10 protein-coding genes are annotated in these 15,014 nt (G+C 53.6%); 5 read left to right on the forward strand and 5 right to left on the reverse strand.

From position 1 onward, the window contains the following. Positions 1–5: 5 nt before the first annotated feature. Together SH668x_RS08795 and SH668x_RS08800 are read right to left on the reverse strand one after the other, a co-directional pair. Positions 6–2,228, reverse strand: a complete 2,223-nt coding sequence (locus SH668x_RS08795; protein WP_437188320.1) for a DUF1549 and DUF1553 domain-containing protein — start codon at positions 2,226–2,228, stop codon at positions 6–8. Next, the gene (locus SH668x_RS08800; protein WP_437188321.1) at positions 2,225–3,661 is read right to left on the reverse strand and encodes a DUF1501 domain-containing protein; all 1,437 of its coding nucleotides are present in this window, start codon (positions 3,659–3,661) and stop codon (positions 2,225–2,227) included. The genes SH668x_RS08795 and SH668x_RS08800 overlap by 4 nt, the downstream gene beginning before the upstream one ends. A gap of 1,021 nt (positions 3,662–4,682) precedes the next feature. On the opposite strand from SH668x_RS08800, the gene SH668x_RS08805 reads away from it, so the two are divergent. From SH668x_RS08805 to SH668x_RS08820, 4 genes are all read left to right on the forward strand, one after another. Then, complete coding sequence (locus tag SH668x_RS08805; RefSeq protein WP_437188322.1) at positions 4,683–5,429, forward strand: TetR/AcrR family transcriptional regulator; 747 nt, start codon at positions 4,683–4,685, stop codon at positions 5,427–5,429. Between the two features lie 112 nt (positions 5,430–5,541). Then, a complete protein-coding gene (locus SH668x_RS08810) occupies positions 5,542–6,669 on the forward strand; it encodes an efflux RND transporter periplasmic adaptor subunit (protein WP_437188323.1) in 1,128 nt (375 codons plus the stop codon). 192 nt (positions 6,670–6,861) lie between these two features. Further along, positions 6,862–10,527: an efflux RND transporter permease subunit gene (locus tag SH668x_RS08815; RefSeq protein WP_437188324.1), complete on the forward strand. Its 3,666-nt coding sequence runs from the start codon at positions 6,862–6,864 to the stop codon at positions 10,525–10,527. A 45-nt stretch (positions 10,528–10,572) separates the two neighbouring features. Further along, entirely contained in the window at positions 10,573–11,382 is an 810-nt protein-coding gene (locus SH668x_RS08820; RefSeq protein ID WP_437185075.1) for an IS5 family transposase, read from the forward strand. A 184-nt stretch (positions 11,383–11,566) separates the two neighbouring features. On the opposite strand, the gene SH668x_RS08825 is transcribed toward SH668x_RS08820, so the two are convergent. From SH668x_RS08825 to SH668x_RS08835, 3 genes are all read right to left on the reverse strand, one after another. Next, positions 11,567–13,108 (reverse strand): sulfatase family protein, encoded by a 1,542-nt coding sequence (locus SH668x_RS08825; protein ID WP_437188525.1) that lies wholly within the window; start codon positions 13,106–13,108, stop codon positions 11,567–11,569. A gap of 254 nt (positions 13,109–13,362) precedes the next feature. After that, positions 13,363–13,728 carry a transposase gene (locus SH668x_RS08830; protein ID WP_437188325.1) on the reverse strand — a complete coding sequence of 122 codons (366 nt, stop codon included), beginning with the start codon at positions 13,726–13,728 and terminating at the stop codon, positions 13,363–13,365. Next, entirely contained in the window at positions 13,728–14,123 is a 396-nt protein-coding gene (locus SH668x_RS08835; protein ID WP_437185515.1) for a transposase, read from the reverse strand. The genes SH668x_RS08830 and SH668x_RS08835 overlap by 1 nt, the downstream gene beginning before the upstream one ends. Before the next feature lie 12 nt (positions 14,124–14,135). Between SH668x_RS08835 and SH668x_RS08840 the strand changes: the two genes are divergently transcribed. Further along, entirely contained in the window at positions 14,136–14,981 is an 846-nt protein-coding gene (locus tag SH668x_RS08840) for a DsrE family protein (protein WP_437188326.1), read from the forward strand. Positions 14,982–15,014 lie beyond the last annotated feature (33 nt).

Consider the following 15,014-nt stretch of genomic DNA (forward strand, 5'->3'; position numbering starts at 1 on the left):
TGACGTTAGTGATTTACAATGAATTCCTTGGTGTTCAAAATTGCCCAGATCAGATCTTCATACGTTTGACGTTTTGCTTGATCGGTCGGCAGGGCATTTCCTTGCGCGTCGAACCGCGGTTTCGCGAGATACGACTCTGCAATCTGAATCTCTTCCGGTCTTGGTTCTCTCGAGAGCGCGACGAGATAGAGTTCCCGAATTTTTTCTTCGTCGGTCCGCTCATCTGTCGCCAGGCGTTTTGCTCGTCCAGACTCTGCCGTGAGCTTGGAACGAATTTCCTGGCTGTTCAGCAGGTGCAGGCTCTGCGCCAAATTGGAACTGTCGACTCGTTCACACTCACACACGCTGCTCGAGTCCGGGCGCCCGAACACTTTCAGGAAGTATGAATTGGCTGTGTAGCTGTTGTCAGGCAATGAAATCGCAAGTGTCCCTTCCGGAACGTCTGCAAAACTGGTGGTCGTTCCTGAGACGGTATCGATGGCGTCGAGGAAGACTTCAGCCTGCAGGTGCCGCGGGTAATAGCGCGAATAAATCTGCTGGTCGACGAGGTTATACTCGTTGGGGACGGAACTGAGTTGGTATGTCTGTGACTGAGTAATTAACCGAATCACATCTTTGAGATCGAACCCGCTCTCCACAAAGTGCTTCGACAGCGCCTGGAGTAACTCTGGGTTGGAAGGAGGATTCGTGTCTCGGACGTCATCTTCAGGATCAATCAAACCCCGCTTGAAAAAGTGCTTCCAGTAGCGGTTGACAAGTGCCTGCGCGAAGTAAGGGTTGTCGGGCGATCGCATCCAATCGACGAGATACAAACGTGGGTCGTCATCGGGAGGAATCTCCAGCTCACTTCCGCCGAGTGGTTTTGGTTTGAGCTTCTTATGAGTCTTTCGATTTTCGGCTTCTGCCACCCCGCGGATGTGGAAGATGATGTCTTCCCCCGCAACCGGCGTTGGTGTCCGCCCAATGCGAATAAAGAAAGCGGAGAGGCCATAGTAATCGTCCTGACTCCATCGCTCGAACGGATGGTGGTGGCACTGTGCACACTGCATACGCACTCCGAGGAATAGCTGGGCAACATCTTCCAATTGTCGCTCAGGCTGCTTGACTCGCTTGTACCAAGCGACTGGAGGGTTTCCAGCAATATCTCCTGTGGACCCCAGTAGTTCGCGGACCATTTGGTCGTACGGACGGTTTTCGAGGAATCCATCTCTCAGCCAGGAGTGGAATGCGAACGTCACAATCTTATCGCTCGCTGCCTCGCGACGATTTTTAAGTAGCGAAGACCACTTGTTGGCGAAAAAGTCCGCGTAGGAGGGGCTGTTCAGAAGAGTTTCGACAAGTTGCTCTCGCTTGTCGGTGCGGGTGTCCTCGAGAAACTCGCGAGTCTGCTCAAGAGTTGGGAGTTGTCCCGTGATGTCTAGCGAGACACGGCGAATGAAGGTCGCGTCGTCGCAAACCGGTGAAGGGGGGATTCCGATACGCTTCAGATTCGCAAAGACATGTTCATCAATGAAGTTCTTGGGAGGAGGGAGGTTTTCAACTGGTGCCCCCAATGGAACATATGCGTTGTAAACTGAGACCAGACCCTGAAAACGGACCATGACAGCGAGATTCCCGGGGAGGTCCAAGGTGTGGACCATTCCTGTCTCGTCGCACTCTGCCATGCTTTTGTCGTTCGACTCGAACATTGCGAGTTCGGTGACATCCCGCTTCGTCTGGTCAGAGAAAGTTGCGAGCACCTGCAACTGTTGTTTGTCGTGGGTTTTGAGTGCGTTACGCTGGGGCAGCACTTCCAGAGAGACGAGATGGGGATCTTCTGCGGTCCCTTGCTGCATCCCTTGTTCAATCCACTCCACAATTCGCTTGTAATGACTGGAATCGACCTCGAAGCGTTTTCCGCCTCCATGTGGGACAGAGTTTGTCGCCTTCAGCAGTAACAGGCTCTGTTCCGGAGCAGCGGCGGAGATGCGACGACCGCGACCCTCTTTAACAATATGCTCGTAGTCTTCTGTCGGCTCAAATCCGAACAGTGAAAGTCGGAACCCATTTTGACCGTTACCCGCTTTTGCGTGGCAGCCCCCGCCGTTGCACCCGGTTTTCGAGAGAATCGGAAGGATGTCGTTGTTGAACGTAAGTTCTTCGGCACTGACCTGTGTGTGAACTGCAAAGACCGAGAACGCAGCCAGAAGGAGAGCGACGCCGACAGCAGATGCTTGGTTGTGAATCATCCGTAGACCCTCGCAAGTTCTGGGATCGCTTTCCCATCTTCAACGATTGACGTGGGACGACCGTTGAAGTCGTTAATCATGATCGACGAATAATCAATTCCAAGATGACTATAGATCGTGGCCAGGAAGTCGCCCTGCTTGCATCCGCGTTCGATGACATCTTCGCCCCGCCGATCTGTCGCTCCGATGACTTGACCGGTGCGGATTCCCCCCCCAGCCCAGATGTTGGAGAACGCACGAGGCCAATGGTCGCGTCCCGGTTGAATGACTCCCGTTGGCGCGCTGGCATTCCCTTCGCCGGTGCTGCGGTCGAACTCGATCTTCGGCGTTCTTCCGAATTCCCCGGTAACACAGACCAGAACGCGTTTATCGAGACCCCGCTCGTAGATGTCTTCGATGAGGGCGGTCACAGCCTGATCGTATGCCACGCTGCGGAATCGCAGTCCATTAAAGACGTGGTGATTCACCGCGTGGTCGTCCCAGTTGCCAACGCGCCCGCACAACTCTCCGTGCAGGGAACTTGTCACAATTTCCACACCTGCTTCGACCAAGCGGCGGGTGAGGAGGAGTTGTTGTCCCCATTGATTACGACCATAGCGATCGCGCGTTGCGGGATCTTCTTTGGTGAGGTCGAACGCTTCTTTGGTACGGGGATCCGTCAACAGAGTCATCGCCTGGGCTTCGAACTCGTCGAGGGCCTGAAGTTCCATCTGTCTGTCAAAGTCGCGGTGCATCAGGTCGAGGCTTTGGCGAAGGGCGACCCGATCGCCGAGTCGCGATGCCTCGGCGACATCCGAGAGGCCGACGTTAGGGACATTGAAGTCCGCGGCATTTGGATTACCGCCGACGACGAACGGAAGATAGGCATTTCCGACATACGCTGGCCCGGTGTAATCAGGTGGTGGAGAGACACCGACGTAGTTCGGGAGAGGATTTGACCGATTGCTGGCTTCACGAGATCGCACGTAATGGGCAACCGTCATCCAGTCTGGATATTTGGGGCGATCTTTGTCGCGTGTATCCGGATCGCCCGACAGCATGGTCATCGAGCCCGCTGGGTGGCCCCCTGATGAGTGGTACATCGAGCGTAAAATCGTGTACTTATCTGCGATCTTGGCATGCATGGGGAGCAGCTCTGTGATCTGCATTCCCGGAACGTTCGTGTCGATAACGCTGAATGGACCGCGGTATTCGCTCCCTAGTTCAGGCTTCGGATCGTAGCTGTCGAGGTGAGAGAGCCCGCCTGGTAGCCAGACCATGATGACGGCGGTTCGTTCTTCTTTCGGCTTGATGGAATTGTCTGCCCGGAGTTTCATTAATCCGGGCCAGGAAAGGCTTCCAAAACCAGCCAGACCCAACTGCATGAATTGACGCCGATGAAGTGCTGAAGAGCAGCTTGGACCAGCACAACGGGAGGTCGAGGAGCGGGGCATGTGTGTTCCTACTCTAGGCTCATAAGGAGGTTGCTTATGGCAGGATCGACGTGGAACGCGGGAGGTTGCACGTCGTGAGACGGTGACAGCGGAATAAGCGGCTAAGCCGATGAGGAAATATGCTCAGCTTACGACGCGCTGAGGGATGCTGCGAGAGCCCGGATGAAGCGAAGAATCCGAGAACAGGAAGAACATGGCAGGCTCCTCAGTTGTGGGGCAATCAGTGGTCAGTCAGTCGATTGTGACGCTGCACAGGACTGAATTTTCTTGAACACCTAACTCATTTAGCGTCGGTCGCATCGCTTCATGAGGCACTGGAAACTTTGGTTGAAGAGTGTGCAGTCGAGTTCGGTGAAACAGGACCTTCAGTCTTCAGCAGGCAGGATCACTTACCGATTGGCTTTTGCGAGAGTGTTCAGTGTCTCACGCCAGTGCCAATCCGTTAACTGACTGAGTTGATTGTATCTTGCTATATTCGCCGATGACATGTCACCACTTGCAATAATTTGCAATGCATGTCGGGACAAAATGCAAGAATGATGATGCTGCTCTTCACGCCGATGTGAGAGGATGACCTTGACCGAAAAGAATTGATCGAGTCCCCTCGATTTAACAGAGTGATTCTTTTGCAGTCCTTGAAGCTGATTGGCTGGGGACGGTGTCGCAGGTGCCGACGACTCAAGGTTCGGCAGTAATCCACTCGGTCGATTGTGTTGCCGTCACGTGCTCGCAGGTCACTCGATCTCTTCTTCGAATCGAACGTATTGTTTGATTCCCAGTCCGCAACTTGGGGAGTGTTGGCCGGCAACGTCTGTCTGTTTTCGCTGGTCGCGGAATGTTCTTAATTCGAAGCTATTTGGGTGGATGCGTCGTTTTTTTTGTGTGTGAATCTTGACTATGCCCAGAAGGGGGATGGCGAGTTTTATGCCGGTGGCGACGTTCAGGCTGTCACCTGACTTGATGACGAAAAATTTGAAAATCGACTTATTGACAAAAAACGACGAAGTGTCAGAATTGTGCCATGGGGACTACATCACGAAAACAACGCGAGATTTCTAACCGTGAGCAGATGCTGCTGACGGTGGCACGCGGGATGTTCATTGAACAAGGTTTTGCCGGCTTAAGCCTGGATCGACTGGCCGAAGCTACGGAATACTCGAAAGGGACGATTTATCAGCATTTCTCGTCCAAAGAGGATTTGGTGGCTGCACTCGCAATTCAAAGTTCCGAAATGCGAGTGGAGCTTTTCGCAAAAGCGGCCCGCTTTCAGGGCCAGAATCGAGAAGGGGCTTCGCGTCAGAAACTGATGGCGTTGTTTGCAGCTGATGAAACGTTCGCCCAACACCACAGCCATTATTTTCGGAGCGAAATGATCGTCCGGATGGCGAACATCGAAGAGAAGGTAACGTCGGAACGCCGGGAGCGTCTCCAACAATTGGAGCAGCAGGCGTTGCAGTTCGCTTTGGAACCGATTCGTCATGCGATCGATGGTGGTGAGCTGAAGTTGCCCGCAGGTTGGAAGCCGGAACAGATTGCTTTCAGTCTTTTCTCATTGGTCTTCGGAGCAAATTTTGCGCTGCTGAACTATACGACCCTGATGAGGCAGATCGGGATCACATCCCGCATGCCCCATCTACTCAACAATTTCAATCTCTTTCTGGATGGCCTGAACTGGGCTCCTTTGTCTACCGAGTTCGACTACTCCACTTTTGTGCACACAATGATTTATAAGGTTCTGGCAGATGACGAATCCGTCGGTAACTTCTGAGGGTTCTGCTTCCTCTTTTTTTGGCCGTAAATTGACAAACAGTCGAAAAACGACGATTGGCTTACTCGCTGTCCTGGCTGCCACTGCAGTCGCAATATTGGGCAGGTATGGGATGGCGCAACTTGCTTTGTCGCACCAGATCCCGATTCATCCCGCTGCTCCACTCCCGGTGCAGGTACTGACTCTCACTGAACAGACTGTGCATCCTCGATCGAAATTCAGCGGAGTCGTCGCAGAACTGCGGAAGGCTGAATTGTCCTTCCGAGTTGGTGGAACGATTCAAAATCTGCTGGATGTGCCGGGAGTTGGAGGTGGCTCACGCGATGTACACGAAGGGGATCAGGTCTCTGCCGGAAGTATTCTGGCCTCACTTGATCCCAGCGATTACGAGCGAGAGCGCAATCTGGCCGTCGAAAAGGTGACGGCAGCGATGGCTCGACTGACGCAGGCTCGCGCCGATGCGGTCGAAGCCAATGAATCGTTCCTGAGAGCATCAAAACTGAATAGCAGCCAAGCTCTTTCCCAAGCAGCGTTGGATGATGCCCAGGCACGGCAGCAGATGACGGAAGCGGCGGTTGTGATCGCGGAACGCGATATCGCTTCCGCCGAAATTCAGCTCAAGCAATGCGAGGAGAACCTTGCATACTGTCAGTTGCGAGCACCGTTTCCCGTGACAACGATTGCAGCCCGCAATGTCGATGCACATCAGCGAATTCAGTCAGGGCAAGGAGTGTTTCTTGTCCACGATCTGACGAGCGTTGTCATTGCATTCGCTGTGCAGGATGTGATGCTTCCACAACTCCGAATTGGTGATTCGGTCGTGGTAACTGCTGAAGGGCTTCCTCGGCAAAAGTTTGAAGGTGTCATCCACAAAATTGGGACGACCGCAAATCCGCAGACCCGATCCTATGCTGTCGAAGTTCGTATCGATCAACCGGGTGCATTACGCCCCGGGATGATTGCGACGGTTCATTTTCAGGAAGAGCAGCGAGCAGTGATGCTCCCGATGACTGCAATTATTCCTGGGGAAAAGCTGAATCCCGCGGTGTTTCGCGTGTTGCATGATCAAGATGTTCTGAAGGTAGAACAGGTGCCAGTTCGGATTACTGGAGTCTTCAACAACAATGTTCTCATCGAGGTTTCCGATGAAGCCGGGCGGATCTTGAGGCTCGGCGACACAATCGTCGGTACTGGAGCCCACAGAATGCGAGAAGGCCAGGAAGTTCACATTGTGGATTAGTCCCTGACCCCATTTGAGTTGCGAGTGATTCGATACAGTCGTTGACTGCAATGGTGAGTCGCTCGGCGTGATCTGCAGAATTCTCGATGAGTTTCGAATGGAATTCTGCAGTTGCTTGCACACTTTGTTGCATCCATGACTAACGCGCAGCGAGATTAAGTCATCAACTGACGATCGACCACTGATACAACTATGACAATCTCACAGTATTTTGTTTATCGTCGACCCATTGCCTTCACGTTGCTGGTATTCACATTGATCGCGGGTTACGCCGCGTTTTACCGAATGCCACAGCGTCAGGACCCCGTCATTCAGATCCGAAGCGGATTGATTATGACGGTCTATCCAGGTGCGGATGCGGTTGAAGTGGAACAGGAAGTCAGCCGTCGAATCGAAAAGAAGATGGCTGAGAATCCGGCTGTCGAACATGTCCGCTCTCTCAATCGACAAGGTCTCTCTGCGGTCTTCGTCGACTTGTATGACACTACTAAAAACGCAGAAGCAATCTGGCAGGATCTGGACAATAAACTCTCATCGATGACGGATCTGCCATCGATTGATGGGGTCATGGTCAAGCCAACTCTGGATAAAGACTTCGGAGATACTGTCGCTGTGATGCTGACAATCTCCAGTCCTCCGGTCTCAGATCTGGAAGTGGAACAGCGCGCACAGGCAATCTCTTCTCGAATTGCAGTTGAGCGGGAAAAATTTCCGGCTCCCGCTGGATTCCGTCGTCTCAGCAGTGTGGTCATCTATCCGACTGCAGTCGATGCGAATCTGATCGAGCGTCTTGGGGATGCGAATCTCATGACATTGGCTGAGAATCAGACTGTCACTGACGGGGAGATGTACAGCCTCCCCGGGGCGACCGTGCTCGATGTCCTGGTGTCGAACGATGTCTCGTTGGAAACCGTCAAAACTCAGTTGGCTGCCTGGACTGACGTTGGCAAGGAGTTGCGTCATCCAGACGTCTGGCCGGGCGTTGTCGTCGAGAATCCCTCCGATCTGACCGATGAACTCAAGCGAGTCAGTCAGCGACAACCGGGAGGTATTTCCCGATATAGCTACGAAGAGTTGCGACGGTTTGCGGACACCATTCAGGACCGCTTGAGACAGTCCACCAAAATTGGAAAAATCGAACAACTCGGAGTCGTCGGGGAACGGATTGATCTGTACTTCAGCAATCACCGGATGACGCAATACGGAATTGATATCAGTCAAATTGCCAAGCGGTTGCAGGAGCGAAATTTCACCGTTCCCGGAGGAACTGTCGATTTACCGAACAATAATCTGGCGGTGAAACCTAGTGGGAAATTGACCACTGAAGCTGAACTTGGTGACATCGTCATCGAGGTTCGAGATGGAGTACCGCTTTATCTGAGGGATCTGTTCGACATCTCGCGTGGCTACGAAGACTCCCCGCGAATTCTCAATTTCTACACACGAAAATTCAGCGCGTCATCGCCGCCAACTCAGCCTCGGCCTGAGAATGAAGTCAAAGACAGCCACGGCCACTCAGTCTCACAGACTAGTTCCGATGACCCCAAGGAGCTCTGGACGGAACGTTCCATCACACTGGCCGTTCGTCAGGTGAAGGGGACACAGATTGCCGACTTCAGCACCGAAATTGATAAAGGTCTCGCGTCTCTGAAAGGGGTGATTCCAGAGGATCTCTGGATCGAGCGAACAAGCAACGAGCCAGAGCGGGTTCACTTTAAGATCCACGAATTCATTCACTGTCTGATCGAAGCGATCGTGATTGTGATTTTCGTCTGTTTGCTGTTTATGGAATGGCGGAGTGCCCTCATCATTGCGTTGTCGATTCCAATTACGTTGGCACTAACATTCCTGATTTGTGCCATGCTCGGCGTGGACTTGCAGCAAATCTCAATTGCAGCGCTGATTATTGCTTTGGGACTCCTTGTCGACGACCCTGTAGTGGCAGGGGATGCGATTAATCGAGAGTTGGCACATGGAGTTCCTCGAGATGTTGCCGCCTGGCTCGGGCCTCAGAAGTTGGCCCGCGCGATTCTCTATGCGACGATCACCAACTGTGCAGCTTTTCTGCCGTTGCTGGTTGTCTCGGGAGCCGTCGGAGAATTTATCTGGTCGCTTCCTGTTGTGGTCGCAGCGTCACTGGTTGCAAGTCGTATTGTCTCGATGACATTCGTCCCTTATCTCGGGTACTACCTGCTGAAGGGGCAACTCGGGTTCGAAGCTGGCCTGGGCGAAGGAGCCGGCGGGTCACGTTTTGCCCGGATTTATAACGGATTTTCTGAAGCCTGTATGAATCATAAATGGGCGTCACTGACAATCTGTTTCGTTGTTCTTGCCGCTGGACTGAGCCTGTTGCCTTTGCTTGGAACGAACCTGTTTCCAAAAGATCTGCATACAGCCTTCACCGTCAACTTGTACCTCCCGGAAGGAACTTCAATTCAGGCAACGAAGCAAGAGGCGATTGAAACGATCGACAAGATCGACGAGATCATCGGTAAGGACGTCGAGGCGTATACCACTTTCGTGGGGGCTGGCGGTCCACGGTTCTGGCTGTCGGTTGTCCCTGAGCAACCCGCGTCGAACTACGCTCAAGTGATGGTTCACACACGTGATAAGTGGGAGACGTATCGTGTGATCGAAGAGCTGAAAGAAGCGCTTCCGTCAAAGATGTCGGTCGAACGAGTTCACATTCAGGCTCTTGAGTCTGGTCCCCCGATTGGATATCCCGTCCAGTTCCGCTTGCTGGGACAGGATATTGACACAATGAGACGCCTTGGGGCGGAGATCAAGAGCTTTATGCGGGAAGTACCCGGGACGATGGGCATCCATGATGACTGGGATCCAGAATACCTACGGATTGCACTGAACGTTGACCCAGATCGGGCGAATGTGAGTGGAGTGACGCATGAAGAGATTGCCCGCATGATGAGTGCATCATTCTCGGGCTACACAGCGACATCCATCCGCGAGGGCGATCATCAGATTCCAATTATGTTGAGGCTGCGTCCCGAGGAGCGGACGGACTTCGCAACTCTCCAAGGAATGAATGTGATGGGGAGCCAATCGGGCGGTCCAATTCCATTGATGCAGGTGAGTGCCGCGGAACTGGAGATGGTCTCACCAAAGGTGGGGCGGCGTGATAATGAGCGTTGTATGACGATCAAATGCGATACGGCCCCGGGGCTGTTGGCGAGCGATGTTTATGCCCATGTCGAGTCGCGGCTTGCTGAATCGACCAAAAACTGGCCGCCTGGTTTTCGGTTCCAGATCGGTGGCGAGAAGGAAGAGCAGGCCAAAGGCTTCGGTTCACTTTATATCGCTATGATCGTCTCTGTGATCGCGATTTATGTCGCATTGATCATGCAGTTCAATAGCCTGACGAAACCTCTGGTTGTGTTTGCAGCGGTCCCTTTCGGAATGGTCGGCGGATTGATGGGGTTGATTCTCTTCGGCGTGCCACTTGGGTTCTTCGCGCTGCTGGGAGTCTCATCCTTGATTGGTGTGATTATCAGCCACGTGATTGTGCTGTTTGAATACATTGAAGAAGCACATGAACGTGGTGAGCCGTTGCGACGAGCGGTCATCGACGCCGCTTTAGTGCGGTTGCGTCCTGTGTTGGTGACCGTGCTGGCGACTGTCGGAGGATTGATTCCTCTAGCTGTCAAAGGAGGTCCGTTATGGGAACCGCTGTGTTATGTGCAGATTATTGGACTACTGATCGCAACACTCGTGACGAAGGTTGTTGTCCCTGTCTTTTACGTGCTCTTCGTCGAGGATTTTGGCTTGATCAAATGGTCTGATTCCGGTGAGGCTGCTCAAGAAGGCCCACCCGCTGAGTACTTAAATTACTCCCATCACTAGAGTCTGTTATGGACTTAAGTGTTGGTTTTGAAGTAGTTTCCGTGGATGAGCAAGCCCCGGATGCCTTACCCCAGTGACGTCACGGACGACGAATGGGCCTTTTTAGCCCCCTATTTGGCGCTGGTGAAAGAGGACTCGCCGCAGCGGGTTCACTCCCTTCGAGCCGTGTTCAATGCCATGCGGTGGCTGGTACGCACCGGGGCGCAGTGGCGGTTCATGCCCCATGAGTTCCCGCCTTGGCCCGTGGTCTATCAGCAGGCTCGCCGTTGGCTGGAGGCTGGCGTGTTTGAGCACATCGCTCATGACCTGCGGGAAGTGGCTCGCGTGGCTCAGGGACGCGATGAGCCCCCCTCAGCAACGATCTTAGATGCGCGAGTCATCCAATCCACTCCCGAGAGTGGTGCCAGAGCCGGTTACGATGGCGGCAAACGGCGGAAGGGCTCGAAGGTTCACGTGGCCATTGACACGCTCGGGCACCTTCTCGCCTTGAAAGTGACCCCAGCCAATGAACAGGAGCGAGCCCAGGTTTCCGACTTATGTGTCGCTGTGCAGGAGGCGACTGATCAGGCCATTGAAGTCGCCTATGTGGACCAAGGTTATACTGGCGAGAACGCGGAAGAGGCTGCCGCTGAGCAGGGAGTGGAACTGCGCGTCGTGAAACTCCCTTATGCCAAGAAAGGATTCGTATTATTGCCACGTCGGTGGGTCGTGGAGCGGACCTTTGCCTGGCTAGGACGATCACGGAGGCTGGCACGTGACTACGAACGACTGGCAGAAGTCTTGGCCGGATGGCACTGGGTGGCCATGGTCGCACTGCTGCTCAAATACACGCCGATCGTCGTCCAGAGTTCATAACAGGCTCTAGACTCGAATGCAGGGGCGGCTTGGCGAACAAATGGTCTTTTTTGCCCTGTATCCGCCAGTTGCATCAGCTTCTGAAATTGACATGGCTCGAAGAGAGTTGCCCGAAATCGGTTCACTCTCTTCGAGCCATGTTCGCCTTTGAGATTCGTCCTGTCAGATGAATCACGAATCAACGTTATTGTGGAGTCGAGCCTTCTCCTTCGAAGGGTCTCCGACCAAACGCAGCGCGAGGAGGTTCTCCCGTTTCCTGAACCTCGATCCGCAACCGTTCGAGTTCTTGCTTCAATGCCTGAACGGTCTCGGCAGAAGCGGGATCAGAGTAAAAATTCTTCACTTCCAGCGGATCTTGTTGACGGTCGAGCAATTCCCACTCATCCTCTTGGCTTGGAAGATAGTACCGAACCAGCTTGTAGCGGTCGGTGACCACTCCGTAGTGGGGACGCACGTGATGAGGTGCGGGGTATTCGTAGTAGTGGTAGTAAAAGCTCTTTCGCCAGTCTTCGGGGGTCTGCCCACTTAGCAACGGAACCAGGCTGCGTCCCTGCATATCTTCGGGCACTGCGACCTGAGCAGCGTCGAGCACCGTTTCTGCGACGTCAATGAGCGAGACGATTTCATCGTTGACACTTCCCGCTTTGACTTTTTCTGGCCAACGTACCAACAGAGGTGTCCGCAGCGATTCTTCAAAAATCCAACGTTTGTCGAACCGGCCATGTTCGCCGAGGTAAAACCCTTGATCGGAAGCACAAATGACGATGGTATTCTCTGTGAGGTTTTCCCGATCGAGCAGATCCAGCAGGCGGCCGACGCTCTCATCGACCCCTTTGACGCAGCCGAGGTAGTCGTGCATATAGCGATTGTATCGCCAGCGGACGAGGTCAGGTCCAGTTGGTTTCGACTCTCGGTATGCGGCGTTTCGTGGATCATAATATTTGTTCCACTCCTTTCGCGGTTCCTCTGTCATTCCTGGAACCGGCGAGAGTTTGACGTCCAGATCCAGAATCGTCTCCGCCAAACCCATATCGTGATCTTTGACCGCTTGTGCGCGACCTTCAAAATCGTCGAACAGTGTTTCAGGCTCAGGATAGTCTCGGTCGTTGTCCCATCCCAAATGACGAAGTGCAGGGGACCATTCGCGGTGAGGAGCTTTGTGTTGGCACATCAACAGGAATGGCTTCGACTTGTCTCTGTTGTTCAGCCAGTCGATCGACAGATCTGTAATGATGTCGGTCACATAGCCGGGCTGCTTCTCGGAGACCCCCATGCGGATCATTTCAGGGTTGTAGTAAATTCCCTGTCCGGGGAGGATGCGCCAATGGTCGAATCCAGTTGGATCAGAGCCAAGGTGCCATTTGCCAATCAAGGCTGTCGAGTAACCCGCCTGCTGTAACAGTTTCGGGAAGGTTTGCTGGGCGCCGTCGAATCGCGAATTCGCGTTGTTATAAAATCCGTTGAGATGAGAGTATTTTCCCGTCAACAGAACTGCTCGGCTCGGTCCACAGATGGAGTTGGGAACGAGGCAGCGGTCGAATCGCATCCCCTTGCGAGCGATGCGGTCCATCTGCGGCGTTTCCAATAATTTTCGCTGTTCCCCGTATGCGCTGATCGCCTGCCAAGCGAGGTCATCCGAAAATATGACGACGATATTCGGTCGTTGAGGTTCCGCAGCGTGAAGTACGCGGGGGATGGAGACACTCAATAGCTGCATAGCAGCCATGAGCACCAAGTAAGATTTTTTCACGATCGTGTCCTGTTTACGTGTTTGTTCTACTTGAGGTGGACCAGTCTGATTCGGCGAACGTCCATGACCGATTTTCCAGGAATGGTCAGGGCCTTGAGGACGAGAGGACCCTGTCCTTCGTTTCAAGGACACATTTCAACAGAGTATTTCTGTTTCTACTCGCGATCAGTCAGGTCCAACTTTAGAGCCGGCGGACAAAACTTAATCGGCGTTGAGGAATCGCCAGGTGATCAGTGAGTTAGTGATGTCATGAAACGCCTGAAAGATCTGTCCCAGCGGATCCGGATTCGACGGAACTGCTTGAGCCAGGCGATCGTCCGTTCAACGGGCCAGCGGCTGCCGCCTAGAGAAGAGGCCTGTCGCGTTCCGCGCTTGGGGATGTGCGTTTCAATCCCGGCCACGGCGAGAAGATCACGGGTGGTCTGGCAGTCGTAGCCCTTGTCCGCGATCACGCTACGGGGACGGTCCAGTGGCCGTCCTCGCTTGCCACCAATCTTGGGAAACTTCAGAAACACCAGCGGGAGAAGTTGTCTCAGATCAGGGACATTGGCAGCAGTGAGCGTGTTGGCCAATGGAATCCCGTTGTGAGTGGTCATCAGGTGCGACTTGCTGCCGCAGCGGCCGCGGTCTGTCGGATTCGGGCCGATTTTTGTCCTCCCAGCGGGGACTTAATCAACCCAGCATCGATGAGCACGTCGGCCAGTTCTAGGCGACCAGCGGCGTTGAGCTGCGTGAGGAGGTGGCGATGAATGTCTTGCAGGACTCCCAGATCGATCCATTGGCGAAGCCGCCGGTAGCAGGTCTTGTAAGAACAGCCCAGCTCCAGTGGCAGGTCTTCCCAGGCGATCCCAGTCTTGAGCACAAACAGAACGCAGGTGAAGACGGTGCGGTTCTCCGCAGGAGGTCGGCCCCCTTTGGGAGAGAACTCGTAGGTTGGGAAGAACGATTCGATCTCGTTCCACAAATCATCACTGAGCAATTGGCCAGCCATGTCGGTTCCTCCATGAACAGAAAAACCAGACCTTCCCACAATCCTCAAAACGTGCCAAGATCAGTTTTGTCCGAACGCTCTATGGATTCTCGGACAGTTGAGCTGCGGGCGAACTCCATCGATCTCGCGTTCATCTGTGACACATACCATCACTTCGAGTTTCCTCTCAAGACTATGGCCTCATTGCATCAGGCCATGAAGCCAGGAGGGCGAGTGATCATCATCGACTTCAAGCGAATTGAAGGACAAAGTTCGGACTGGGTCTTGAACCACGTTCGAGCTGGTCAGGGAGTTGTCGAAGAGGAAGTCCGGCAAGCTGGTTTTCGGAAAGTCAAAGAGCGTTCGCTGTCGCTCACAGAAAACTACTTCGTCGAGTTTCAAATGATTCCGAAGTCACAGGCCCTCAAGACGTCGCTGTTACCCGGTGTCGGCGGCGTGGCGGAATTGACAGGGGCTCCCGGTGCTCCAAAACAAGGCGGAAAGATCGTTTTTGACATCACGATTTCTAACAAGCCGGAGGAAGTAAACGCCGGGTTGGAACGTGCTGCGAGAGTGCTGAACCTTTATGGTGCCGGCGGCATGAACACCCGCGATGTTCAGATCTCGCTGGTGTTACACGGTGACGCAGCCTTCTGTGTCCAAACAGATGCATCAGCAACCGATTCGAAGAATCCCAACCGGGAACTCATCGCAGCTCTGAACCGCGCAGGTGTCGAAATCTTTGTCTGCGGGCAAACCTTAGCGAGAAAGAAAATACCACATTCGAATGTGTCTGAAGGAGTGACAATCGCGACATCAGCGATGACGGCACTCGTGAACCATCAGGTGGACGGGTATTCCCTGATGACCGTTCACTGAATCAATTCAACGGGATCAACTGAACTTCACCAT

The sequence above is a fragment of the Planctomicrobium mucosum genome (assembly GCF_051466335.1).
In the GTDB taxonomy this organism is placed as follows: Bacteria; Planctomycetota; Planctomycetia; order Planctomycetales; family Planctomycetaceae; genus Planctomicrobium.